General features: G+C 72.7%; 17 protein-coding genes. All 17 read right to left on the minus strand.

The window, feature by feature from the left end; all coding sequences use genetic code 11:
• Window positions 1-20 precede the first annotated feature (20 nt).
• Complete coding sequence (locus tag Q6348_RS01050; protein ID WP_304599484.1) at window positions 21-5,954, minus strand: fibronectin type III domain-containing protein; 5,934 nt, start codon at window positions 5,952-5,954, stop codon at window positions 21-23.
• Complete coding sequence (locus Q6348_RS01055; RefSeq protein WP_304599485.1) at window positions 5,951-7,471, minus strand: serine/threonine-protein kinase; 1,521 nt, start codon at window positions 7,469-7,471, stop codon at window positions 5,951-5,953. The genes Q6348_RS01050 and Q6348_RS01055 overlap by 4 nt, the downstream gene beginning before the upstream one ends.
• Window positions 7,468-8,748 (minus strand): FHA domain-containing protein, encoded by a 1,281-nt coding sequence (locus Q6348_RS01060; RefSeq protein ID WP_304599486.1) that lies wholly within the window; start codon window positions 8,746-8,748, stop codon window positions 7,468-7,470. The genes Q6348_RS01055 and Q6348_RS01060 overlap by 4 nt, the downstream gene beginning before the upstream one ends.
• A complete protein-coding gene (locus Q6348_RS01065; protein ID WP_304599487.1) occupies window positions 8,745-9,557 on the minus strand; it encodes a PP2C family protein-serine/threonine phosphatase in 813 nt (270 codons plus the stop codon). Before Q6348_RS01065 ends, Q6348_RS01060 begins: the two co-directional genes overlap by 4 nt.
• A gap of 144 nt (window positions 9,558-9,701) precedes the next feature.
• Window positions 9,702-10,700, minus strand: coding sequence for a polyprenyl synthetase family protein (locus tag Q6348_RS01070; RefSeq protein ID WP_304599488.1), 999 nt, complete (start codon window positions 10,698-10,700; stop codon window positions 9,702-9,704).
• Entirely contained in the window at window positions 10,697-12,280 is a 1,584-nt protein-coding gene (gene nuoN / locus Q6348_RS01075; RefSeq protein ID WP_304599489.1) for an NADH-quinone oxidoreductase subunit NuoN, read from the minus strand. The genes Q6348_RS01070 and nuoN overlap by 4 nt, the downstream gene beginning before the upstream one ends.
• Window positions 12,277-13,848, minus strand: coding sequence for an NADH-quinone oxidoreductase subunit M (locus Q6348_RS01080; protein WP_304599490.1), 1,572 nt, complete (start codon window positions 13,846-13,848; stop codon window positions 12,277-12,279). The genes nuoN and Q6348_RS01080 overlap by 4 nt, the downstream gene beginning before the upstream one ends.
• 13 nt (window positions 13,849-13,861) lie before the next feature.
• The gene (nuoL, locus tag Q6348_RS01085; RefSeq protein ID WP_304599491.1) at window positions 13,862-15,835 is read right to left on the minus strand and encodes an NADH-quinone oxidoreductase subunit L; all 1,974 of its coding nucleotides are present in this window, start codon (window positions 15,833-15,835) and stop codon (window positions 13,862-13,864) included.
• A gap of 6 nt (window positions 15,836-15,841) precedes the next feature.
• Window positions 15,842-16,141, minus strand: coding sequence for an NADH-quinone oxidoreductase subunit NuoK (gene nuoK / locus Q6348_RS01090; RefSeq protein ID WP_304599492.1), 300 nt, complete (start codon window positions 16,139-16,141; stop codon window positions 15,842-15,844).
• Window positions 16,138-17,013 carry an NADH-quinone oxidoreductase subunit J gene (locus Q6348_RS01095; RefSeq protein WP_304599493.1) on the minus strand — a complete coding sequence of 292 codons (876 nt, stop codon included), beginning with the start codon at window positions 17,011-17,013 and terminating at the stop codon, window positions 16,138-16,140. Before Q6348_RS01095 ends, nuoK begins: the two co-directional genes overlap by 4 nt.
• Window positions 17,010-17,624 carry an NADH-quinone oxidoreductase subunit NuoI gene (gene nuoI / locus Q6348_RS01100; RefSeq protein WP_350339673.1) on the minus strand — a complete coding sequence of 205 codons (615 nt, stop codon included), beginning with the start codon at window positions 17,622-17,624 and terminating at the stop codon, window positions 17,010-17,012. The genes Q6348_RS01095 and nuoI overlap by 4 nt, the downstream gene beginning before the upstream one ends.
• A 73-nt stretch (window positions 17,625-17,697) precedes the next feature.
• Window positions 17,698-19,062 carry an NADH-quinone oxidoreductase subunit NuoH gene (gene nuoH / locus Q6348_RS01105; protein WP_434062030.1) on the minus strand — a complete coding sequence of 455 codons (1,365 nt, stop codon included), beginning with the start codon at window positions 19,060-19,062 and terminating at the stop codon, window positions 17,698-17,700.
• A complete protein-coding gene (locus Q6348_RS01110) occupies window positions 19,059-21,704 on the minus strand; it encodes an NADH-quinone oxidoreductase subunit G (RefSeq protein ID WP_304599494.1) in 2,646 nt (881 codons plus the stop codon). Before Q6348_RS01110 ends, nuoH begins: the two co-directional genes overlap by 4 nt.
• On the minus strand, window positions 21,701-23,032 hold the full coding sequence (gene nuoF / locus Q6348_RS01115) for an NADH-quinone oxidoreductase subunit NuoF (RefSeq protein WP_304599495.1): 1,332 nt from the start codon (window positions 23,030-23,032) through the stop codon (window positions 21,701-21,703). The genes Q6348_RS01110 and nuoF overlap by 4 nt, the downstream gene beginning before the upstream one ends.
• Window positions 23,032-23,862 (minus strand): NADH-quinone oxidoreductase subunit NuoE, encoded by an 831-nt coding sequence (gene nuoE, locus Q6348_RS01120; protein ID WP_304599496.1) that lies wholly within the window; start codon window positions 23,860-23,862, stop codon window positions 23,032-23,034. Before nuoE ends, nuoF begins: the two co-directional genes overlap by 1 nt.
• A complete protein-coding gene (locus Q6348_RS01125; protein WP_304599497.1) occupies window positions 23,862-25,208 on the minus strand; it encodes an NADH-quinone oxidoreductase subunit D in 1,347 nt (448 codons plus the stop codon). The genes nuoE and Q6348_RS01125 overlap by 1 nt, the downstream gene beginning before the upstream one ends.
• Entirely contained in the window at window positions 25,208-25,897 is a 690-nt protein-coding gene (locus tag Q6348_RS01130) for an NADH-quinone oxidoreductase subunit C (RefSeq protein ID WP_434062058.1), read from the minus strand. The genes Q6348_RS01125 and Q6348_RS01130 overlap by 1 nt, the downstream gene beginning before the upstream one ends.
• Window positions 25,898-25,922 lie beyond the last annotated feature (25 nt).

Consider the following 25,922-nt stretch of genomic DNA (forward strand, 5'->3'; position numbering starts at 1 on the left):
ACGTCGGGGGATGGGGCCGGTCACGGAGCCGGCGGTGGCGTGGTGGGCGAGTCGGTCGGCGGCGGCGTGGTCGGCGGTGGCGTGGTGGGCGGTGGCGTGGTGGGCGAGTCGGTCGGCGGCGGCGGGGTCGGCGGTGGCGTGGTCGGCGGCGTGGAGTCGTCCACGACGACGACCTGCGCGGTCGCAGAGGCGAGCGACGCCCCCTCGGCGTTGAGGGCCCAGACGGTCAGCGTGAGCGTCTCACCGCCGGTCCCGTCGACGACGAGGGCGGGCGTCGCCACGGAGCCCGTGACGGTGACGGGTGGCGGCGTGGACCCGTCCGGAGCTGCCGGAGGCGTCCTGACCAGCTCGTACCGGTACCCGGTGATCGCCGATCCTCCGTCGACGCCGGGCTGCCAGGTGAACTGCACCTGCGCGGAGTCCGGCAGGTTCTCGCCGCGGACGTCGGTCGGCTGCTGCGGCACGGTGCGCAGCGTGACGGACGCGCTGACGGCGGGACCGGCGGCCCCCTTGGTGTTGACCGCCAGCACGGACACCGTGTGGTCGCCGCCGGCGAGCCCGGTCAGGCGCACCGAGGTCTGGTCGGGCCCCACCCTGACCGGCTGCGCGCCGTCCACGCTGACGTCGTACCCGCTCAGCGGGACACCGCCGGTGTCCGCCGGCGCGGTCCAGCGCACCTGCACGGCCGCCTGTCCGAACGGGGTCGGCTCGAGGGAGTCGTCGGACACCACGAGGCCGGTCACGGCTCCCGGCGCCGTCCAGATCTCACCGGTGGTCGAGGCCCACGCGCCCGCGCCCGCCTTGTTCGAGGCGCGGACGTCGATCTGGTAGGTCTGGCCACGCTGCGCCGGGAACGTGTAGCTCGTGGCGTCGCCGCCGACCGACGTCACCGCGCCGTCCACCCGCACCTCGTAGCCCGAGACCGGGTCGCCGTGCGCGGCGGCGGGCGCCCACGTCACGGTGATCTGGGTCCCGCCCGGACCGACCTTCGACCGGGTCGCGGTCACGCCGCCGGGGGCCGACGGCACGGCCGCGGGGACCTGGGGCGTGGACCACATGCTCCAGTCTCCGGGGTCAGGCGCGTCGTTCACGGCGCGGACCCGGACCGTGTACGAGGTCCCGTTGGTCAGGCCGGCGAACGAGACCGAGGTCGAGGCCGACGTCACCACGGCGGTACCGGCCGAGGGCGCGGGACTGATCTCGACCTGGTACTCCCGGATCGGCGACCCGGTGTTCGCCGGAGGCTCCCAGGAGGCCGTGACCTTCGCGTCGCCCCAGGCCAGCGTCGGCGCTCCGGGCGCCGCGGGCTTGACGTCGGGGCGGGCCGGCCCGGAGGCCGGGCTCGGGTCGGAGTCACCCACCGCGTTCTGTGCGACGACCGTGAACGTGTAGTCAACGTCGTTGGTCAGCCCGGCCACGGTGCAGGTCGTCGACGGACAGTCGACGGTCGGTCCTCCGGGCTCCGCCGTGACGCGGTACCCGGTGATCGGTTCGCCGTTGGCCGGCGGGGCGTCCCAGGCGAGCGTGACGGTCTGGTCTCCCACCTCGGAGATCCTGGGCGCCGCGGGCGCGTCGGGCCGCCCGCGCACGACCAGGGTGATCCGCCCCTCGACCTCGCGGTCGGGGTCGGCCGTGACGTCCCGCACGCGGAACCGCACGGCCATGGGACCGAGGAAGTCGGCGGCGGGACGGATCATCACCTGGTCGCCCTCGACCCACGCCTGGCCCGAGGCGGGATCGTCGGGGACCGCAGCCATGAGCGTCAACGGCGCGGGGAACGGGTTGAACGCCCCGGCGAGGGCCCGGACGGCGGTGACCTGGCCCCGCACACCGGTCCCGATGCGCTGGTCCACGACCCGCGCGAGCGGTTTGCTCGAGGCCACGACGCGGAAGTCCACCTGCGCCGGCAGCGCGCCGAGGCCGCCGTAGTCGATGGACAGACCCACGCCGCCCACCGTGCCGCGCGCCACGGACGTCGCCACGCTCAGGGTCAGGACCGAGCCGTCGAGGGTCATCGTGACACCGCGAGGCGGGCTCGAGGTGAGCAGGTAGGCGTAGGTCGACTGCGGAGACTGGGCTCCGATGGGGGCCGAGGTGAACGCGGTGAGGTCGACACGGGTGGACTCGCCCTGCGGGACGTCGAGCACGGACGGCGTGAAGGTCGGGGGGTGGTCCTCGAACGCCAGCACGGTGATCGGCAGCGTGAGCACGGCGGTCCGGGCCGTGGGGTCGTCCGCCGGGCCGTCACTGACCGGGACCGTGATCGACGCCGGGCCGGCGTACGTCTTCACCGCCCGGTAGCGCAGCGTCCGGGAGTCCACCACCAGGTCCGAGCCGTCGGACTTGGTCGCGCTCACGGCGGTGGGGTCCGCGACCCGCACCGTCCGGCCCGGGGCCACCTGGATCTGCTCGTCGAGCGAGATCGACAGCGATGCGCCCGCCAGCACCACCAGGTCGGGCGCACCCGGCCGCCGCACGGGCGGGAAGTCCCCGAGTGCCGGGACGGTGATGAAGGCGTAGGAGCTGACCCCGCCGGCGTCGGGCGCGACGTTGGTCAGGAGGTAGGGCAGGGTGCGGGGCTGGGGGCCGAGCGCGACGACCACCGTGCCGCTCGGGGTGACGTGTGCGACGTCCGCGGCCGAGCTGTCCACGGACACCCGGAGGTCCGAGAGCGGTCCGCTCGGGTTGTCGGCGACCTCGAGCACGTTGACCTCGACGGACGAGGCGTTGAGGGTCTGGGTCGCGGGCACGACGACGTCCTGGGCCAGCGGCGCCAGGATGGGTGCGTCAGGGTCGACGACGACGGTCAGCACCGCGCTGTCCCGCCCGCCGCGGGCGTTCGAGGCGGTGTAGGCGATCTGCAGCGTCGCGGGTTCCAGCGGGGTGCGCACGACGATGCGGCGGTTGTCCACGTGCGCGTCCGTGCCCGCGGCCATCTGGAGCTCGGGGTCCAGCGTCAGGGTGCCGCCGGAGGTGTCCACGTCGTTGGCGAGCACCCGGACCGCGACCGACTGCCCGGGGCGCACCGTCACGTCGTCGTTGCGCGCGACGACCTGCGCCGGCGCCTGCGGGCGCGCGGCGATCCCGACCCGGATGGTCGCCACGGCGCGCTGCCCGACCCAGTCCTCGACCGCGTAGCTGAACGTGTCGGTGCCCAGCTCGCCCGGCAGGGCCTCGTACTCCAGCCAGTCGGCGCCCTGGTTGACGATCCGTCCCTTGCTCGGGGCCTTGTCCTGACCGAGCAGCGACACGCCGTCGCCGTCCGGGTCGATCCCGGTCAACGGGATCGGGATCCGGATGGTCTCGGCCTCGAACACCCTGGCCGTGAGGTCCTTGGGGTGCGGCGGGGACTTCGAGGTCCGGTCGGACGCGTGCACCTCGACCGTCACCCGGGCCGCGGTGGCGTTGCTCTCCGGGTCGGAGACCTGGAACGTGGCGTGCACACGCATCGGCGTGTCAGGGGCTTGGTAGCGCAGCACGTCTCCGGAGACGAACATCAGGCCCTGGCCCTCCTCGGGCGGCTGCACGAGGGTCCTCTCGAGGTGCAGCGGGTCCCCGTCCGGGTCGTAAGCGCCGTCCAGGACGGGGATGGTCACCACGCCGCCGGTGCGGACGGTGGCGACCACGTCGGGCACCACCGGAGGCTGCTGGGTGGACGACGCGTCGATCGGCTTGACCCGCAGCTCGCCGGTCGCCGCCGCGGCGCCGTTGGAGATCGTGTAGGGAACCGTGACCGGGCCGGACAGGGTCCGGGTGGCCGAGATGCGGACCAGCTGATGGTTGAGCACGGCGACCTCGAGCCCGCTGCCCTCCGGCACGTCGACCGACTGCAGGACCAGCACCGCGCCGCCGGGGTCCACGTCGTTCGCGAGCGGGTCGACCACGACCTCTCCGCCGGGCGGCAGGAGGGCCACGTCGAGGACCGCCGTGGGCGGTTCCACGGACTGCGGCTTCTCGGCCACGTCGATGCGGGCCACGCCCGTGGTCTGCTGCGGCGCGGCCGTGACCACGAAGCTCACGTAGTACGTGCCGGCCCGCGCGGCGGAGAACGTGAACGTCCCGGCGGCCAGGTCCGGCGTGATCGTGGCACCGGTGAGCTCGTCCACCCCGGCCAGTCGCACGGGCTCGCGGGAGGCGGAGCGCACGCTGTCCAGGGGGCGCACGGTGACCGGTTGACCCACGTAGGTGACGGCGTGCACCGGGTCGATCACCGGGGCGAGCGACCCGGCGGGACGGATGTCCACCTGCAGCTCACCCGTCGCCGTGGCCTGCCCGTCGCCGACCAGGAGCTGCACCGTGCGGCGGCCCAGCGTGGTGCCGTCCGAGGAGAACGTCAGCTCCCCGTCCTGGCGGGTGCGCACCGAACCGCCACCGTCGACCGTGGCACCCAGCAGCACGAGCTGGTCGCCGTCGGGGTCGACGAAGTCGGGCAGCACGTCGAACGTCCCGGTGGCGCCGCGCTCGACCTGCACCTGGCTGACGCGCTGCTGCCGGGGCGGTCGGTTGACCCCGTCGGGGACCACCTCGAGGGTCACGGTCGCGGTGGACGGCGCACTCGCGCCCCGCCCGTCGGTCACGGTGTAGGTGAACCGCACGGCTCCCGAGGCGCCCGCGGCCGTGACGAGCTGGATCGCCCGTCCGCCGTAGATCGGCACGATCGTGCCGAACGACGCCGGCAACGGGTCCAGGTCGGAGATCGCCAGCAGTCCGCAGTCCGACGCCGAGTCGTTGTCGATCACCGACAGGATCGTGGTCCGGCCGGGGCGCACGCCGTACGAGTCGTCCACGGCCCGCGCCGGGGCGGACTGCGGTGTGCACTCGGCCTGCAGCGTCTGGGTGCTGCGCTGGTCGCTGGCCTGCTGGCCCGTGTCGGTCTGCTCCTCGGGGACCACCTCGCGCCAGTTCGCCTGCCGCAGCGTGGCGTCCACGGTGGGCGCCCAGAGGTTCCCGGACACGTCGTTGAGGACGACGACGTCCCGGTTGACCCGGAAGCGCAGCTCGGCACCACCGGTCATGCCCTCCAGGTCGACCGTGCGGGTCCGGTCGCCGCACACCTGGAGGTAGGACGCGCGGACCGCGGCCCACGCACCGTTCGCGCAGCCGGCGACCCGGACCGGCGCCGCGGGTGCACCGGACCCACCCTGCCGGTGTGCGACCACCGGGCCCCCGGACAGCGGCACCTCGAGCAGCGCGTCGGGGGTCGCCACGAGCACCGAGTCAGCGCGCGGTCCGGGCTGCTGCAGGACCAGGTCCGGCCCCCACTGGGCGAGGTCCACCGATGCCGTCGGGGTGTGCACCGTGGTTCCGGTCACCGTCACCAGCACGTCCCCGACCGCCGTCGCGGACTGCGCGGGCGAGGTCTGGCCGCGCATCGAGCCGACCACCCGGTCACTCACGGCGGGGTCCAGCCGGAGGCGGTGCAGCTGACCGGACGAGGTGGTGGCGAGCACGTCACCGGACGTTCGCGAGACCACGGCCGATGCACCGGGACCGAGCCGGACGTCGGGCTCGGTCGTGGTGTCCAGTGTGCCGACCTCGTCCAGGGGGAGCACCCACAGGTCACCGTCGGGCTGCAGGACCGAGACGACGCCGTGCGCCATGGAGACCTGGTCGTCCGACGCGACGGTCGCCGTGCCCGCGATGGTCACCGAGGCGGGGTCGACCCGGGAGATGCTCCCGGGCTGGACGAGCATCACCTGGTCACCGTCCTGCTGGACGTCGAAGCCGGGCTGCTCGGCGACCAGGCCGGCGTTCAGCTCCCCGACCTGCGCGTTCCACCGGGCCAGCTGCATGCTCGGGCCCCTGGTCACCCACACCGAGGCGTCGTTGAGGTCCACCTGGGACACCGTGGCCCCGGGGTACACGACGGCCATCGCGATCAGCGCCGCCGGAGCGGCCAGCGCACCGACGACGGACGGCCACCGACGCCCACGCGCGGGTCCGTGATGCGTCATGGCGCGCACCCGACGGCGGGGTTCGTCGTGTACCGGCCGTCGTCCCGCACGATGGCCACCTCGATGCACACCTGGCCCGGGGCGTCGGGATGGACGACGACCCGCGGGGTGTCGACCAGCTGCATCGCCGTCGTCCGGCCGGGCTCCGCGCGCCCCCACAGGTACCGGTCACCCGGCTCCGGGGACGGGTTGGCCCAGGTGAACACGACCGTGTCGTCCGCGACGCTCGCCGTCAGGCCCGTGGGCGCGGGGACGGGCGCGCGGCTCACCGCCGGCGCGCCCGTCGGGCTCGTCACCGGCTCCGGACGGGGCGCGCGGTCTCCGAAGGCACCGAGCACGCCCACCACCGCGGCCGACAGCACGAGGCCACCCGCCACGCCGGCGGCCACCACCCGGCCCACCCGGCGCCGGCGGGGAGGGGGCTCGATCTTGGCGCGCTCCAGCTCCGCGACGTGCTGGCGCCAGCTGTCCGGGACCTCGACGTGCTCCTCCGCGCCGGGCTCGGCGACCGACCCGCTGCCGGTCGCGGCGGCCCGCGCGAGCTGGGCGGTCGCCTCGGGCGAGACCGTGCGGACCGGCCGGAGCCGCGTCGTCTGCGCCACCTCTGCGTCGGGCCCCGGCGCCGACGTCCCGCCGGGCGGGAGGTCGTCGGGCAGGTCCAGCGGGGTCAGCGGGAGCATCAGCTCGGCCTCGAGCTGCTGCCATGCCCGTCCCAGCGCGAGCGCGGAGTGGTACCGCAGCCCCGGGGCGGGAGCCATGGCACGCGCCAGGACGTGCTGCAGCGACTCCGGGACGTCCCCTCGACCTGTCGGGGGCAGCGCACCGCGCCCGATCCGCGCCACCAGGTCCGCCGCGGTGTTCGTCCCGCCGACGACCTCGAACGGGGAGCGCCGGGCGAGCAGCGAGTACACCGTGGCGGCCAGCTGGTAGACGTCGGACCGGACGTCGGCGACGGGCTCGTCGGCGAGCATCTCCGGCGGCGACCAGGGGATCGACATGCCGACCATCCGGTCGCCGAGCAGCCCCGCCGTGGCGGCGATCCCGAAGTCGGTCAACGCCGGCCACCCGAAGTCCGTCACCAGGACGTTGGCGGGCTTGATGTCGCGGTGCAGGACGCCCGCTCGGTGGGCGCTCTCCACGGCGGACGCCAGCCGGATCCCGATCCGCAGCACCTCCGCGACGCTCATCCGCTCCGCACGGTACCGCTGGGCGAGCCCGGGCCGGGAGCAGTACTCCATGACCAGGTACGGCCGACCGTCCGGAGCGACGTCCGCCTGGTAGACGGTCACGATCGAGGGGTGGTGGGACAGCGAGGCCATGATGTCCGCCTCAGCCCTGAACCGGGCCCTGGCGCCGTCGTCGAGGGAGGTCGCGAGCAGCACCTTGACCGCCACCTGACGCCGGGGCATCTGCTGGCGGTACAAGAACACGTCGGCGAACCCACCCATGCCCAGGAGGCGTACGTACTCGTACCCCGGGATCGCGGGCGGCCGCGACGGCTCACGACGGGAGCTCACCCACCGGCCTCCACGAGGAACGTGACCCCCTCACCCAGGTCCACCACGACGCCCGGCTCGACCACCGTGGGCTCTCCCGGGTGCAGGCGCTGCGCACCCGACCCCTGTCGCAGGAGAAGGACGCCGTTCGTCGAGCGCAGGTCGGTGACGACGACGTCGTCACCATCCATCCGGATCTCGCAGTGCGTGCGGGAGATGTCCTGGTTGGGGCTGGCCACGGTGACGAGGCGCGGCACCTCTCCCCCGGGCGTGCGCGTGGTCTGCGGTGCGCGGCCGATGAGGACCGGCCGGTTGAGCGAGACCACCAGGCCGGTGGACATCAACAGCTTGGCCGGGGCGGGGGTGCGAGGGGTCGGGACGGACAGCTGCGGCACGGCGTCCTCCGCCCAGTCCGGGAGCTGGCGGCGCAGGGCGACCACGTCCGAGCTCAGGATCGTCAGGCCGTCATGGTCCTCGGGGACCTCGGTGGAGGCATGCACTGCGCGGGCCTCGCTGAGCGCCTGCCCGGACTCCTCGCGACGGGCCTCCCGCACGGAGGCGACCGGCTGCCACGCCGGGACGGCGGGCTCGTCAGCCTCCTCGTCGGGATCGGGCCGGTCGACCCGCGCGGACGGCGACGCCGCCCGGAGCCCGGGCAGCGGTCGGGGCTCGGTCTCGGCGGGGATCTCGGCCTCCGGTCGGAGACCGGCCTCGGGCTCGGGCTCCGGTCGGGGGCCGGTCTCGGCTCGGGGCTCGGGCTCCGGTCGAGGACTCTCAGTGCGGGGCTCAGGCTCCTGCACGGAGCGCGGCGACCCGGCCTCGGGCGCCGCGGTGCTCGCGACCCCGGCCACCGATGTCCCGCTCGCCGGCGCGCCGGTCCTCAGGACCACCTGCGTCGCGGGCACGACGGCGACCCGGGCCGGGAACTGCGCGCCCGCGCCGGGACGGCCCGCCGTCAGGCGTACCTGAGACACCCCGGTGCGCCGCACCTCCGCCCAGGTCGAGACCTGTTCGGCCCCGATCATCTCCGCCGTGTCGCCGACCGTGATCTCCACCTGCGCGGAGCCGCGCACCACGAGGTGCGCCGTGGCGCCCTCCAGACGCACGATCGCGAACGAGGGCGCCGCTGCCAGCCCGTCGCGGAGCAGCACCTGGAGATGGTCGGTGAGCGAACCGCCCGTGAGCATCGACTCCCACAGCGCCGTGCGCAGCTCGGCGGCGCACCCGTCGGGCAGCAGCGCCGCGGTGCCGTCGACGAGGACGGCCAGGCCGTCGCCGGGGATGTAGTCGCTTCTCATCGGTCCACCTCCGGGACAGGCGCGGGGGTCTCGCGCGGGTTGGTCGTTCCGGCGGACAGCTCGCCCGGCACCCCAGGGCGCGCGTCGTCGCCCGCGTGGAGCGTCACCACGTCGATCACGATCGCGGTGACGTTGTCCCGGCTGCCGCGCCGGACCGCCTCGTCCACCAGCTGCTCAGCCGCGGCCTGCGGATCGGCCACGGAGCCCAGGAGCGCCGCGATCTCCCCGCCGGCGAGCTCCTCGGTCAGACCGTCCGTGCACACCAGCATGCGGTCGGCCGGGCCGACCGGGATGAGCCAGTAGTCCGGTTCTGCGTCCGGCCCCGTGCCGATGGCACGGGTGATCACGTGCCGGTCGGGATGGTGCAGGGCCTCGTCGGGCGCGATCACCCCGCGGTCCACGAGCTCCTGGACGACCGAGTGGTCCACCGAGATCTGGTCGAGCTCGCCGCCGGCGTAGCGGTACACCCGGGAGTCGCCGATGTTGAACACCAGCCAGTACGCAGCGCCGTGGTGGTGTGCCACCCCGACGCCCGCGAACGTGGTCCCCATCGTGCGCCCCGCCGGGGCGGCGCCGCGCACGCGGGCGGAGATCTCCCGCACCACCAGGTGAACGTCATCGGCGGCGACCGTGCGGCGATCGGCCAGCCGTCCGGCCTCTTCGACCGCGATCCGGGCGGCGACCTCCCCGGCGTCGTGGCCGCCCATGCCATCCGCGACGACGAAGAGCGGGGGGCAGGCGAACAGCGCATCCTCGTTCAGGCGGCGGAACGGCCCGCAGTCCGTCGCCGACCCCCAGGTCGTGCGCACCCGCCCACCCCCGTCCACGCTCGGCTGCCCGCCCGGGCGTGTGGCCCGAACGGGTGAATCCTCCCGACTGCTCATCGGCGCGTCGACGCCCGGGCTGTAGCCCGGGAGGGTGAGGAGTTTGTGTGCTTCGTGGGCCCTGCGGAGTCAGGCCGAGCGCTCGACCAGGGAGCGCGCGAAGAGCACCAAGGAATCCCGCACGGGCCCTTCCGGCAGGGCGCCCAGCGCGTCGACCGCCTCGTTGGCACGGGCCTCCGCGGCGAGCCGGGTGCGCTCGGTGACCTCGTGCTCCCGCAGGGCGCGCACCGCCGCCGCGAGGTCGGCGTCGTCGGACAGGTCCCCGTCGAGCAGGTCCAGCACCCGGCGGTCCTCGGCGGTGCCCGCCCCGGAGCCGACCAGCCGGCGCAGCAGCAGCACCGGCATCGTCGGCACGTGCTCACGCAGGTCCGTCCCGGGCCGCTTCCCGGTGAGGCCGCCGTCGTCGGTGAGGTCGATGACGTCGTCAGCGAGCTGGAAGGCGAGGCCGATCTTCTCTCCGTACGTGGTCACGACGTCGACGACCTCGGGCGGGCACCCGCCGAACAGGGCGCCGTACCGCGCGGACGTGGCGATCAGCGAGCCGGTCTTGTCCGCGAGCACCTGCAGGTAGTGGTCGACGGGGTCCACGCCGTCGGCCGGCCCGACCGTCTCGTGCAGCTGGCCCAGGCACAGGCGCTCGAAGGTCTGGGCCTGGACCAGGACGGCCTGCGGGCCCAGCACGGCCGTCAGCGCGGACGCCTTGGCCAGCAGCAGGTCGCCGGTGAGGATGGCGACCTGGTTGCCCCACACCTCGTGTGCGGCGGGGGCCCCGCGACGCACCGGTGCCGAGTCCATCACGTCGTCGTGGTACAGCGTCGCGAGATGGGTGAGCTCGACGACCACGGCGGCGTCCAGCACGCGAGGGTCCGCGCCGTCCCCGAGCTCTGCCGTGAGCAGCGTGAGCAACGGGCGCAGCCGTTTGCCCCCGGCGCTGACCAGGTGCCGCGACGTCGCGTCGGCGAGGTGGTCGGCGTGCGAGGCCGCCTCGACCAGGCGCGTCTCGACCCGGGCGAGGCGATCGGTGAGTCGATCCGCCAGCCCGGTGTCGGCGAGGGGCAGCGCGGTCACCGGACGAAGACCGCCGCGTTCCCGAGCAGGTCCAGCAGCCAGGACGGCAGCACGCCGAGCGCCACGGTCCCGACCGCTGCGATGCCGACCGCCACGGCGGTCAGGCCCTCCGACCGCACGACCGTGGTGGTCTCCGCGACACCCGGCTCCGGGTCCTTGAAGAACATCAGCACGACGATCCACACGTAGAAGAACACCGCCGCTGCCGAGGCCAGCACACCGAGCACCGCCAGCCACGCCTGCCCGCCTGCGACCACGGCCGAGAACACCGCGTACTTCCCGATGAACCCCGCCGTGAGCGGGATGCCGGCGAACGACAGCAGGAACAGGGTGAACGTCACCGCGAGCAGCGGGTGCCGGCGACCGAGCCCGGTCCACTGCGTCAGCGCGGTCGCCTCGGCGACGGTGGCGCCACCGGGACCCTCGTTGACCTCGCGGACCAACGTGACGATGCCGAAGGCGCCCACGGTGGCCAGGCCGTAGGCCACCAGGTAGAACAGCACGCCGGAGACCCCGGACTGCTGGAGCGCGACCACGCCCACGAGCACGAACCCGGCGTGCGCGATCGAGGAGTACGCCAGCAGGCGCTTGACGTCGGTCTGCACCAGCGCGACCACGGTGCCGACGACCATCGTCACGGCGGCGACCGCCCACAGCAGGGGCATCAGGTCCCACTGCAGCGGTGCGGCCACGACGTACACCACGCGCAGCAGGGCGCCGAAGGCCGCGATCTTCGTGCACGCCGCCATGAAGCCGGTGATCGGGGTCGGCGCACCCTGGTACACGTCCGGGGTCCACGAGTGGAACGGCACGGCACCGACCTTGAACAGCAGGCCCACCATGAGCATGACGAGCCCGGCGACCAGCATCGGGTCGACACCCGCGGCCCCGCCAACGGTGGTCGCGATCTCGGACAGCCGCACCGATCCGGAGTAGCCGTACAGCAGCGCGATGCCGAACAGCAGCACCGCTGAGGCGAAGGCGCCCAGCAGGAAGTACTTGACCGACGCCTCCTGGCTGAGCAGGCGGCGACGACGGGCCAGCCCGGTGAGCAGGTACAGCGGCAGGGAGAGCACCTCGAGTGCGACGAACAGCGTCAGCAGGTCCCCCGTGGCCGGGAAGATCATCATGCCGCCGAGTGCGAACAGCACCAGCGGGTACACCTCGGTCTGGGCGAGGCCGCGCGAGGTGGCCAGTCGTTCGTAGTCCGAGCCGGGCACCGCCGCGCCGGCGGGCGCGAAGGCGTCCTGCCCGGCGTCCGTGCGGTCGGCGATCACCAGCACGCTGAGCAGGCCCAGCATGACGAGGGCACCCTGCAGGATGACGGCGGGACGGTCCAGCACCATCGAGCCGCCCAACGCCACGACGCCGCCACCGGACGACGGCGCGGTGTCGGGCCACAGGGCGGCCAACGCCACCGCCGCGCCGGCCAGTGCGGCCATGGTGAGACCGAACTGCGTCCAGCGCCGCACCTTCTGGGGCACGAACGCCTCGACCAGCACGCCCAGCACGGCCGCGCCCAGCACCACGAGGACCGGTGCGATGGCGCCCCAGGCGACCTCGGGAGGGTTGAAGCTCACTGGTTGCTCCCGTCGTCGGAGGGGCTCGCGAGCGTCGGTGCCACATCGGCGACACCCACGTGCTCGAGGGTCACGGAGGCCGGGTCCCGCACCAGGTTCAGCGCGGGCGCCGGGAAGAAGCCGAGCACCAGCATCGCGGCGATCAGCGGGCCGACCACCCAGCGCTCGCGCGCCGAGAGGTCCGGCAGCGAGGAGAGCTCCTCGCGCCCGGGCCCGGTGAAGGCGCGCTGGTAGGTCAGCAGAACGTACAGCGCGGCGAGGATCACGCCCACCGCCGCGACAACGGCCGCGGCCTTGTTGGCGCCGAACGTGCCGACCAGCACGAGGAACTCGCTGACGAAGGTCGACAGCCCGGGCAGCGACAGCGCTGACAGCCCGGCGACCAGGAACGTCCCGGCGAGCACCGGCACCACCTTCTGCAGACCGCCGTGGTCGGAGATCTTGGCGCTCCCGGATCGGGCGATGAGGAAGCCGGCCACCAGGAACAGTGCGCCGGTCGACAGCCCGTGGTTGAGCATGTAGAGGCTCGCGCCCTGCACGCTGACCGAGGTGAACGCGAAGATGCCCAGCACGATGAAGCCGAAGTGGCTCACCGACGTGTAGGCGATCAGACGCAGCAGGTTCTCCTGGCCGATCGCCAGCAGCGCTCCGTACAGGATGGAGATCACCGCGAGCACGATGATCACCGGAGCGGCCCAGCGGGATGCCTCGGGGAACAGCGGCAGGCACAGCGTGAGCATCCCGAACGTGCCCACCTTGTCCAGCACGCCGACCAGCAGGACCGACGTGCCCACCGGGGCAGCCTCGGCGGTGTCCGGCAACCAGGTGTGCACGGGCCACATCGGCGCCTTGATGGCGAAGGCGAGGAAGAACGCCAGGAACACCAGGCGCTGGGTGGTCACCGACATGTCGAGGTGACCCACCAGGTTGTCGATGAGGAAGCCCTGCGGGCCCTGGGGTCCGTGCAGGTAGAGCGTGATCACACCCGCGAGCATCACCAGGCCACCGGCGAGCGAGAAGATGAGGAACTTGATGGCGGCGTAGCGCCGCTGCAGCCCGCCGAACGACCCGATCATGAAGTAGACGGGCACCAGCATGGCCTCGAACAGGACGTAGAAGAAGAACACGTCCCGCGCGGAGAACACCGCGACCATGAACGCCTCGAGCACCAGGACGAGGGCGGTGTAGGTGCGGATCCGCGAGCCACCGATCACCTGCAGGCCGTCCTCGTGCACGTCCGGGTGCTCGCGCCACGCCGCGATCAGGACCAGCGGGGTGAGCAGCACGGACAGCAGCACCAGCGTGAGGCCCACGCCGTTGACGCCGACCGCGTAGCTCACGCCCAGGCTCGGGATCCACGCGTGCGTCTCGGTGAGCTGCTGGGTGCCGGCGGAGGCGGTGTCGAAGGAGAACGCCGCCACCGCGCCGAGCACGAGCTCGAGCAGGGCCACGGCCACGGCCACGGGCCGGGCGTGCCGTCGGGCCGCGCCGGGGAGCGCCCAGACCAGGGCGGCGCCCACCAGGGGGACCACGATCAGGGTGGTCAGCCAGGGGAACTGTGCGGGCATCGTTGTCTTTCCCTCAGATCCGGAACGCCAGGACGATGGCGACGAGCACGACGACGCCGGCGAGCATCGTGGCGGCGTAGGAGCGCACGAAGCCGTTCTGCAGCCTGCGGACGATCGACCCGGAGCCGAGCACGCCGTGCGCGAGCCCGGTGAACGCACCGTCCACCACGGTGCGGTCGCCGTAGACCAGCGACCGGGTCATGACCTGGCCGGGCAGCACCAGGAGCGCGTCGTTGACCTGGTCCTGGTACAGGTCCTGCCGGGCGGCCTTGGTGAGCACGCTGCCCGGTGGCGGGGTGACGGCCACCGGCGCGGCCCAGTACTGGCGCCACGCCAGCACGATGCCCGCGGCGACCAGGAGCAGGGTCAGGATCGTGATCACGGGCACCGACAGCACGGGCGAGTGCTCCTCGGTGTGACCCGTCACCGGCTCGAGCCAGGTGGTGAACAGGTTGCCGAAGGCCAGGGCACCACCGAGCGCGGCGGAACCCACCGCGAGGATGATCATCGGCCACGTCATCAGAGCCGGGGACTCGTGCGGGTGGCGCACCGGGGCGTCCGTGGCTCCCCCGCCGTGCCCGTCGGACCAGCGCTTGGTGCCGTGGAACGTCATGAAGAACATCCGGGACATGTAGAACGCGGTGATGCCTGCGCCGATCATCGCGACCAGGCCGAACACCCACGGCTGCCACCCGGTGCCGCCGTTCATCGCGAACGCCGACTCGATGATCTTGTCCTTGCTCCAGTAGCCGGAGAACGGGGGCACGCCCATGATCGCGAGCCAGCCGAGCCCGAACGTGACCCAGGTGATCTTCATCAGCGGGGCCAGACCACCGAACCGGCGCATGTCGACGGTGTTGTCCATGCCGTGCATGACGGAACCGGCGCCCAGGAACAGCCCGGCCTTGAAGAAGCCGTGGGTCAGCAGGTGGAAGATCGCGAACGCGTAGCCGATCGGTCCGAGCCCGGCGCCCAGCATCATGTAGCCGATCTGCGACATCGTCGAGCCGGCCAGCGACTTCTTGATGTCGTCCTTGGCGCTGGCCACGATCGCCCCGAACAGCAGCGTGATCGCGCCGACGATCGCCACGACCAGCAGTGCCGTGGGAGCGCCGTCGAACACCGGGGCCGACCGCACCACGAGGTACACCCCCGCGGTCACCATGGTCGCCGCGTGGATGAGGGCGGACACCGGCGTCGGGCCGGCCATCGCGTCGCCGAGCCAGGACTGCAGCGGGAACTGCGCGGACTTACCGGTCGCACCCAGCAGGAGCAGCAGCCCGATCGCGGTGAGCACGCCTTCGCCCGCCCCGCCCACCCGGCCGAACACCGTGGCGAAGTCCGTCGCACCGAAGGTGGCGAAGATCAGCGCGATCGCGACGATCAGCCCGAGGTCACCGACGCGGTTGGCCACGAAGGCCTTCTTGGCGGCCACCGCGTTCGGGGTCTCGTGGTTCCAGAACCCGATCAGCAGGTAGGACGCCAGGCCGACGCCCTCCCACCCGACGAACAGCAGCACGTAGCTGTCGGCCAGCACCAGCAGCAGCATCGCCGTGACGAACAGGTTGAGGTAGGCGAAGAACCGGCGCCGGTCGGTGTCGTGCTCCATGTAGGCGACGGAGTAGACGTGGATGAGGGTGCCGACGAACGTCACCAGGAGCACGAAGGTCATCGACAGCGGGTCCAGCCGCATCCCGGCGTCCAGCGAGAACGCCCCGGCGGGGATCCAGGAGAACAGGTGCACGTCGATCACGCGCTCGGCGGCGGGCCGGCCCAGCAGCGCGACCCACTCGATCACGGCCACGACGAACGCCGCGGTCGAGGCGAGCACGCCGAGCCAGTGGCCCCAGCGGTCGGTCGCCTTGCCGCCGAGCAGCAGCACCGCGGCGCCGAGCATCGGCAGCGCGACGAGCAGCCACACGGCGGACAGCGCCCCGGTGGCGGCGCTCGTCGCCGCGGCGGCGGGCAGCAGGGTTGCGGTGGTCATCCGGCCTCAGCCCTTCAGGAGGTTGACGTCGTCGACCGAGGCCGACCGGCGGGTACGGAAGATCGCCACGATGATCGCGAGCCCCACCACGACCTCGGCGGCGGCGACCACCATGACGAAGAACGCCATGACCTGGCCCGTGAGGTCACCGTGGATCCGGGAGAACGTGACGAACGCCAGGTTCGTCGCGTTGAGCATCAGCTCGACCCCCAGGAACGCGATGATCGCGTTGCGCCGCAGCAGCACCGTGGCGGCGCCCAGCGAGAACAGGATCGCGGACAGCACGAGGTAGTTGGTCAGGCTCATCGGGTGCGCTCCTCGTCGATTCCGGTGAGGCCCGCGCGACGCTCGTCCGCGCCGGTCAACCGGTCGCGGGTGCGCTCGTCGACCTCGGCGTGCACCTCGCTGATGTCCCGCTCCTGGCCCCGGATGCGCAGCACGCGCGGGACGGACTGCTCCAGCGGTGCGCCGTCCGGGCCCAGCGCCGGCACGTCCATGGCATTGGACCGTGCGTAGACGCCCGGGGCCGGCAGCGGCGTGACCACCTGGCCCTCCGCGATCGCGGCCACCCGGGCGTCCGCACGCTCCTTCTGCCCGATCAGCCGGGTCAGCCGGGGGCGGTGCGTCAGGACGATCGCACCGACGGCCGCCGTGACCAGCAGCGTGCCCACCACCTCGAGCGCGAACACGTGCTGGCCGAACACCACCCCGGCCACAGCCTGCGGGTTGCCCACCTCGTTGGCGGTGGCCAGCCCCTGCGGCGTCGGAGCGGTGGCCGCGACGACCACGCCGATCAGCACGGCGGCGAGTCCGGCACCGAGCAGCAGCCCGATCCAGCGCTGCCCGGTGATCGTCTCCACGAGCGAGTCCGAGGCGTCCACACCCACGAGCATCAGCACGAACAGGAACAGCATCATCACGGCGCCGGTGTAGACGATCACCTGGACGACGCCGAGGAACGGCGCCTCCTGGGCGACGTAGATGATCGCCAGGCTGATCATCACGACCACGACGCCCATCGCGGCATGGACGGCCTTGCGGGCGAACAACAGCCCGAGCGCCGCGATCACCATGATCGGGGCGAGCACCCAGAACAGCACCCCCTCCGCGGTGGAGGTGTGGCCCGTGGTGGCCAGGGAAGTGGCCGCGGGCAGCAGGGCCCCGAGGCTCAGCGTCATCGTGCGCCCTCCGCCCGGTTGCGTGCGGCGTCCAGCGTCGGGTCCTCGGGACGCCACTGCGCCACCCAGTCCACCTGCTCGATCACCGGACCGGTGATCTCGCCGCGGTAGTACTCCAGGTCCTCCGTGCCGGGCACCATCGGGTGCGGGGCGGCGAGCATGCCCTCGCCCATCGGCGCCAGCAGGTCGGCCTTCTCGTAGATCATCCCGCGCCGGGTGGGACCGGCGAGCTCGTAGTCGTTGGTCATCGTCAGGGCGCGCGTGGGGCACGCCTCGATGCACAGCCCGCAGAAGATGCACCGCAGGTAGTTGATCTGGTAGACGCGGCCGTACCGCTCACCGGGTGAGAACTGCGCCTCGGGCGTGTTGTCCGCGCCCTCGACGTAGATCGCGTCGGCGGGGCAGGCCCAGGCGCACAGCTCGCAGCCGATGCACTTCTCCAGACCGTCCGGGTAGCGGTTGAGCTGGTGCCGGCCGTGGTAGCGCGGCTTGGTCGGCACCTTCTCGAACGGGTACTGCTCGGTGACCGTCGGGCGGAACATGCTCGACAGCGTCACGCCGAACCCGGCCGCCGGGGCGAAGATCCGCCCGACGGCGCCCTTGCGCGGCAGCAGCGACTCGTACTCGTGCTCGCTGCCGGCCGGGCGGTCCAGCGGCCCGGTCTCGCGGCGGGTGAGGTCGTCGTCAGCCACGGTCCTCCTCCTGGGCGGTCGTCTGGTCGGCAGTCGTCCGATCGGCACCGTCCGCCACGACGGAGGCCTCGACGGGCGCCCGGCGGCGCGGGGACGGGGGCAGGGCCTGGCCGGGCAGCGGCGGGACCGGGTAGCCGTCCTTGAACGCGTCGAACGGCTCGGGTGGTCCGTCCGGCTCGGGTTGCTCCTTGCGCTCGGGCACCAGGAACATCGCGGCGACCGCAAGCACCAGCACGGCGGCCAGGCCGCCGAGCAGCTGGGCCTGGCTCAGGTCCGCGAACCGCCGCACACCCTGCACCACGGAGACGGCGACGATCCACACGAGCGCGAACGGGATGAGGATCTTCCACCCGAACTTCATGAACTGGTCGTACCGGAAGCGCAGCAGCGTGCCGCGGACCCAGACGAAGATGAACATGAAGAACCAGAGCTTCACGCCGAACCAGAGCACCGGCCACCAGCCGTGGTTGAGCATGTCGTTGTTGATCGCCGAGAGCGGCCACGGCGCCCGGAAGCCACCGAAGAACAGCGTCGTGGCCACGGCGGAGACGTTGAGCATGTTGATGTACTCGGCCAGGAAGAACCACGCGAACTTCATCGACGAGTACTCGGTCATGTACCCGCCCACCAGCTCGCCCTCGGCCTCCGGCAGGTCGAAGGGCAGGCGGTTGACCTCACCGGTCATCGAGATCAGGTAGATGACGAACGCCGGCAGCAGAGGCAGGAACCACCAGATGGTGGTCTGGGACTCCACGATCTGCCGCGTGCTCATCGAGCCGGCCATGACGAACACGCTGACCAGGGACATGCCCATCGCGAGCTCGTAGGAGATCACCTGCGCGGTGGACCGCACCGAACCCAGCAGCGGGTACGTCGAGCCGGACGCCCAGCCGCCGAGCACGATCCCGTACACGCCCACCGACGCCGCGGCCAGGATGTACAGCACCGCGACCGGGAAGTCGGTCAGCTGCAGGGGCGTGAGGTGCCCGAACAGGTTGACCTCGGGGGCGATCGGGATGACCGCGAACACCAGCAGCGAGGCGAACACCGAGATCATCGGAGCCACCAGGTAGATGACCTTGTCCGCCGCGCGGACGGTCATGTCCTCCTTGAGCAGCAGCTTCATCGCGTCGGCCAGGGATTGCAGCAGGCCGAACGGGCCGTGCACGTTGGGACCGGGCCGGATCTGCATGCGCGCGACGACCTTGCGCTCGAACCAGATCGCGAAGAGCACGCTCAGCAGCAGGAAGACGATGATCCCCACGGCCTTGATCAGCACGATCCACCAGGTGTCGTTGCTGAAGTCCGCCGCGGGCGGGGGGGTCGCGGCGGCCAGCGCCACGCTCATCGCGGTCATGCCTGCTCTCCGTCCGTCGGCTCCACGTCCGTCGTCGTGCCGGGCGCCACCGTGACCACGGCGCCCGCGTCGACCCGCAGGGTCGTGCGGACCGTGGAGCCCGGCGAGCTCACCGGCAGCCACACCACGGCGTCGGGCATCGGCGTGATCACGGCCGGCAGCGTGATGCTGCCGTGGTCGGTGGACACCGTCACCGGCGCACCGTCATCCACCCCGATGCGGGCGGCGAGCTCGCTGCTGAGCCGCGCGACCGGTCGCGGCGCGGTGCCGGCCAGGAACGCCTCACCGTCCTGGCACCGGCCCAGGTCGAGCAGAAGGTGCCAGCTCGCCAGCACCGCCTGGTCGGCCCCGGGGGTCGGCGGCTCGGAGTACGCCATGTCCGGGGCGTCGGCCCGGACCCCGTCCCACGCGCCGAGCTCGTCGAGGTCGCCGTGCACCGCGGCCAGCGTGCCCAGCCCGAGGTCCACCCCGAGCCGGCCCGCCAGCGCGTGCAGCACACGATGGTCGGGCAGCGCCGTCGAGGTCAGCGCCTGGGCGAACGGTCGCGGCCTGCCCTCCCACGTGACGAACGTGCCGGGCTTCTCGGCGGGCGGGGCGACCGGGAGCACGACGTCGGCCCGCTCCGTCACCGCCGACGCGCGCACCTCCAGGCTGACCACGAAGGTCTGCTCGAGGGCGCGCAGCGCGAGGTCCGGATCGGGCAGGTCGGCCGGGTCGACGCCGCCGACCACCAGGGCGGCCAGCCCGCCGGAGACCGCACCGGTGAGGATCGCCGTGAGGTCGCGGCCCGGCGTGCTCGGCAGCGACTCGACGCCCCAGGCGGCGGCCAGGTCGGCCCGTGCCGCGCCGTCGGCCACCGGGCGACCGCCCGGCAGCAGGGTCGGCAGGGTGCCGACCTCGAGGGCGCCGCGTTCGCCGGCGCGTCGTGGCAACCAGGCCAGCCGGGCACCGAGGCGCTCGGCCAGTCGCAGTGCCGCGGACAGCGCACCGGGCACGGTGGCCATCCGCTCGCCCACCAGGACCACACCGCCGCGCAACGCCTCCGCCGCGGCGGCGAGCTCGGCGTCCTCGGCGTCCCCGATCGCGTCGAGCACCTCCGGCTCGGTCCCGGGCGCCGCAGGCAGCAACGTGCCGCGCACCCGGCGCAGCCCGCGCGTGGCGAAGGGCGCGACCGAGAACACCCGGGTGGCCCCGGCCAGCACACCCTTGCGCAGGCGCAGGAAGACCACGCCGCCCTCGTCCTCGGGCTCGAAGCCCACCAGCAGCACCGCGCTGCGCTCGAGGTCGGCGAACGTCACGTCGATGCCGCGTCCCGCGACCGCGTGGCCCAGGAAGGCCTCCTCCTCGGCGGAGTGCGGCCGCGCACGGTGGTCGACGTCGTTGGTGCCCAGGGCCACGCGTGCCAGCTTGGCGTAGGCGTAGGCGTCCTCCATGGTCGGGCGCCCGCCGGGCAGCACACCCACCCCGGCGCCGTCCCGCGCCGCGGCCAGCCCCTCGGCCGCCACGGTGAGGGCCTCGGCCCAGCTCGCCTCGCGCAGCTCGCCGGGGGCGCCGTCATCGGTGCGGTCCCGCACCAGCGGCGCGGTGAGCCGGTCGGGGGCGGTCTGCCAGGTGAACGCGAACCGGTCCTTGTCGGTCAGCCACTCCTCGTTGACCACCGGGTCCTCGCCGGCCAGCCGCCGCATCACCACACCGCGACGGTGGTCGACGCGGATCGCCGAGCCGTTGGAGTCGTGCTCGGCGATCGACGGCGTGGAGGCCAGGTCGAACGGGCGGGAGCGGAACCGGTAGGAGGCGCCGGTGAGAGCGCCGACCGGGCAGATCTGCACCGTGTTGCCGGAGAAGTACGAGGAGAACGGCCGTCCCGACGCGTCCAGCGCGGCCGGGCCGATCGGCCGCTCCGGGGACTCGTCGACCGGCGGCATGCCACCGGCCCGGGTGTAGGGCGTCCCGTCGTCCTCGGCCCCGGCGAACACCGTCGCCTGGCCCGCTCCGTCGAAGCCCAGCACGGCCGGGTCGAACCGACCGATCTGCTGGCGCGCGCCGCGCTGCTGCAGGTCGATGAACTGGTCCCCGGCGATCTCGTTGGAGAAGCGCGTGCAGCGCTGGCACAGGATGCAGCGCTCGCGGTCCAGCAGGATCTGCGTGGAGATCGCCAACGGCTTGGCGAACGTGCGCTTGGCGTCCACGAACCGGCTCGTGGCGCGGCCGTTGCTCATCGCCTGGTTCTGCAGGGGGCACTCGCCACCCTTGTCGCACGTGGGGCAGTCCAGCGGATGGTTGATGAGCAGCAGCTCCATCACGCCGTGCTGGGCCTTGTCCGCCACCGCAGACGTGCGCTGGGTGTGCACGACCATGCCGGGCGTGGCCACCAGCGTGCAGGACGCCTGGGGCTTGGGCATCGGCCGCAGGTTGCCCTCGCGGTCCGGCATCGCGACCTCGACGAGGCACTGCCGGCACGCGCCCGCGGGCTTGAGCAGCGGGTGGTCGCAGAACCGGGGGATCTGGATGCCGAGCTGCTCGGCCGCGCGGATCACCAGGGTGCCCTTCGGGACGGACACCTCGACGTCGTCGATGGTGAACGTCACCTCGGGGACCACGGTGCCCGAGGTGCCCGCCGCACCGGTCGTCGTGGACGTCATGCTCCCACCGTTCCTGCTCCGGACACGGAGCCAGACGCGTACTCGAACAGGGCCGCCTTCGCCGGGTCGAACGGACAGCCGCCGGACAGGTGGGCCTCGAACTCCTCGCGGAAGTACTGCAGCCCGGAGGTGATCGTCGACGTCGCCCCGTCACCGAGGGCGCAGAACGCACGGCCCAGGATGTTGTCGCAGACGTCGAGCAGGGTGTCCAGGTCCTCCTGGGTGCCCCGGCCGGCCTCGATCCGCTGCAGGATCTGCACCAGCCAGTAGGTGCCCTCGCGGCACGGCGTGCACTTGCCGCAGGACTCGTGCTTGTAGAACTCCGCCCACCGGGTGATCGCCCGGACCACGCACACCGAGTCGTCGAAGATCTGCAGCGCCCGGGTGCCGAGCATCGACCCGGCCGCACCGACCGACTCGTAGTCCAGCGGGACGTCGAGGTGCTCGGCGGTGAACAGCGGGGTCGAGGACCCCCCCGGTGTCCAGAACTTCAGCTCGTGGCCCTCGCGGATGCCGCCGGCCATCTCGAGCAGCTCGCGCAGCGTGATGCCCAGGGGCGCCTCGTACTGGCCGGGGTTGCGGACGTGGCCGGACAGCGAGAACAGCCCGTAGCCCGTGGAGCGCTCGGTGCCCATCGAGCGGAACCAGTCGCTGCCGTACTGCACGATCGAGGGGACCGAGGCGATCGACTCGACGTTGTTGACCACGGTCGGGCGGGCGTACAGGCCCTCGACCGCCGGGAACGGTGGCTTGAGGCGGGGCTGACCCCGGCGTCCCTCGAGGGAGTCCAGCAGCGCGGTCTCCTCGCCGCAGATGTACGCCCCGGCGCCCGCGTGCACCGTGACGTCGAGCTGGAAGCCCGAGCCGGCGACATCGGAGCCCAGCAGGCCGGCATCGTAGGCCTCCTGCACCGCCTGGAGGAGGCGGCGGTACACGTGCACGACCTCACCACGCAGGTAGATGAACGCGTGGTGGCAGCCGATCGCGTACGACGTGATGATGACGCCCTCGAGCAGCTGGTGCGGCGAGGCCATCATCAGCGGGATGTCCTTGCAGGTACCCGGCTCGGACTCGTCGGCGTTGACCACCAGGTAGCGCGGGCCGCCGTCCGGTGCCGGCAAGAAGCCCCACTTCATTCCGGTCGGGAAGCCCGCGCCCCCACGACCGCGCAGGCCGGAGTCCTTGACCATCTGGACCAGGTCGGCCGGAGCGGTGGCCAGCGCGGTGCGCAGCGCGTCGTACCCGCCGGAGGCCCGGTAGGACTCCAGCGTCCAGGGGCGCTCGGTGTCCCAGGTCCGGGACAGGACCGGGGTCAGGGTGGTCGCCATCACGACTCCTCACGCTTGGTCTGGTCGCCCGACGCGTCGTTCGAGGTGCGGCGCGACGCGTCCTCGCCCTGCGGTCCGGCGGGGGTGTCCACGCTCGACTGGGTGCCGCCGGAGCGGGGGGCGGTCTTCTGCCGCTCGCCGCGCGCGGGCTGCGCCCGCGTCTTGCCGGCCTCGCCCGGCGCGACCCAGCCGCGCTCGTCGGCCAGCTGCAGCCCGACCAGGGTCGGCGCACCGGCCCCCGGACCTTCGTTCGCCCGGCCGTCGGTGAACCCGGCGAGCACGCGGGAGGTCTCCTTGAACCCGACGACGCGGTCGGCCCCGCGCGTGGGCCGCACCGGCTCCCCGGCCTGCAGAGCGTCCACGAGGGCGGTCGCCGAGGCCGGCGTCTGGTTGTCGAAGAACTCCCAGTTGACCATCACCACGGGCGCGTAGTCGCACGCGGCGTTGCACTCGACGCGCTCGAGCGTGATCGCCCCGTCCTCGGTGGTCTCGTCGTGCCCGACGCCGAGGTGGTCGCTCAGCTCGGCCCAGATCTGGTCGCCGCCCATCACGGCGCACAGCGTGTTCGTGCACACCCCGACGGTGTAGGTCCCGTTGGGGTGACGCTTGTACTGGGTGTAGAAGGTGGCCACCGCGGAGACCTCGGCGGCGGTCAGGTCCAGCGACCGGGCGCAGAACTCGATCCCGGCGGCGGTGATGTACCCGTCGACGGACTGCACCAGGTGCAGCAGCGGCAGCAGCGCGGACCGCGGGTTCTCCGGGTAGCGCGCCAGGACCTGCGCGGCGTCGGCCTCGAGCTGCGCCAGGGTCTGCGCGTCGTAGCTCGCCATCAGCGGTCCACCCCTCCCAGCACGGGGTCGAGCCCGGCCACCGCGACGACCACGTCAGCCACCTGGCCGCCCTCGCACATGAGGGACACGCCTTGGAGGTTGTTGAACGACGGGTCACGGAAGTGCGCCCGGTACGGCCTGGTGCCTCCGTCGGAGACCAGGTGGACGCCGAGCTCGCCGCGCGGCGCCTCGACCGTCTGCCAGACCTCGCCTGCCGGGACCCGGAAGCCCTCGGTGACGAGCTTGAAGTGGTGGATGAGCGACTCCATCGAGGTGCCCATGATCTCCTTGATGTGCGCCAGCGAGTTGCCCATGCCGTCCGCACCGATCGCCAGCTGCGCGGGCCACGCGACCTTCTTGTCCGCGACCATCACCGGCCCGGGACCCATCTGCTGCAGGCGCTCGACCGCCTGCTCGACGATCCGCAACGACTGGTAGCACTCCTCCAGCCGCAGGACGGTCCGCGCGTAGGCGTCGGCGTCCGTCGACGTCGGCACGTCGAAGTCGTAGGTCTCGTAACCGAGGTAGGGGAAAGCCTTGCGGACGTCGTAGGGCAGGCCTGCCGAGCGCAGCACCGGCCCGGTGATGCCGAGCGCCATCGCGCCGGCCAGCGACAGGTGTCCGACGCCGACCGTACGGCCCTTGTAGATGGGGTTGGCCAGCATCAGGTCGCCGAGCTGGCCCAGGTACGTGCGCACCCGGGGCATCGCCTCACGCACCGTGTCCAGCGCGCCGGGCGGGATGTCCTGGGCGACGCCACCGGGCCGGATGAACGCGTGGTTCATCCGCAGACCGGTGATCAGCTCGAAGATCTTGAGGATCTCCTCGCGCGCGGTGAACGAGATCGTCATGATCGTCGTCGCACCGAGCTCGTTGCCGCCCGTACCGATCGCGATGAGGTGCGAGGCGATCCGGTTGAGCTCGAGCAGCAGGACGCGGACCGCCTGGGCGCGCTCGGGCACGTCCTCGGTGATGCCGAGGAGCTTCTCGACCGCCAGGCAGTAGGCCGCCTCGCTGGAGAACGGCGCCACGTAGTCCATCCGGGTGCAGAACGTCACGCCCTGCGTCCAGGTGCGGAACTCCATGTTCTTCTCGATGCCGGTGTGCAGGTAGCCGATGCCCGCCCGGGCCTCGGTCACCGTCTCACCGTCGATCTCGAGCATCAGGCGGAGCACGCCGTGCGTGGACGGGTGCTGCGGACCCATGTTGACGACGATGCGCTCCTCGCCGAGGCGCGCTGCCTCCTCGGCGATGTCCGACCAGTCGCCGCCGACGGCCTCGAAGACGCGGGCGTCCTCGTCGTCGGGCAGCGAGCCGGTGGCGTGCGGGGTGCGGGCCTCAGCCATCAGTTGTACGACCTCCGCTCGTCCGGCGGGACGACCTGCGCCCCCTTGTACTCCACCGGGATGCCGCCCAGCGGGTAGTCCTTGCGCTGCGGGTGACCGACCCAGTCGTCCGGCATCTCGATGCGGGCCAGCCCCGGGTGGCCGTCGAACACGATCCCGAAGAAGTCGAAGGTCTCCCGCTCGTGCCAGTCGTGCCCCGGGTAGACCGGGGTGCTCGACGGGATGTGCGGGTCGGACTCGGGGACCGACACCTCGAGGCGCAGCCGACGCGAGTGCGTGACCGACGTCAGGTGGTAGACCGCGTGCAGCTCGCGCCCGGTCTCGTGGGGGTAGTGCACGCCGGAGACGCCGAGGCCCAGCTCGAAGCGCAGGTCCTGCTCGTCGCGCAGCGCGCGGCACACCGTCAGCAGGTGCTCCCGGCTGGTGTGCAGCGTCAGCTCCTCGCGGTCGACCACGACCGCCTCGACCGCGTCCTCGAACGCGATGCCCTGCTCGGCGAGGACCTCGGCGAGGATGTCCACCACCTCGTCGAACCAGCCACCGTAGGGCCGCGGGCTGGGCCCGGGCATCGCCACCGTGCGGACCAGGCCGCCGAACCCGGAGGTGTCCCCCGACCCGGTGACGCCGAACATGCCCGTGCGCACGTCGACGACCTGCGGCCCGGCCGGGCGGGTACCCGTCGCGGGGATGTTCTGCGAGCCTGCCTCGAGGGCG

The sequence above is a fragment of the Actinotalea lenta genome (assembly GCF_030586465.1).
Classification (GTDB): Bacteria; Actinomycetota; Actinomycetes; order Actinomycetales; family Cellulomonadaceae; genus Actinotalea; species Actinotalea lenta.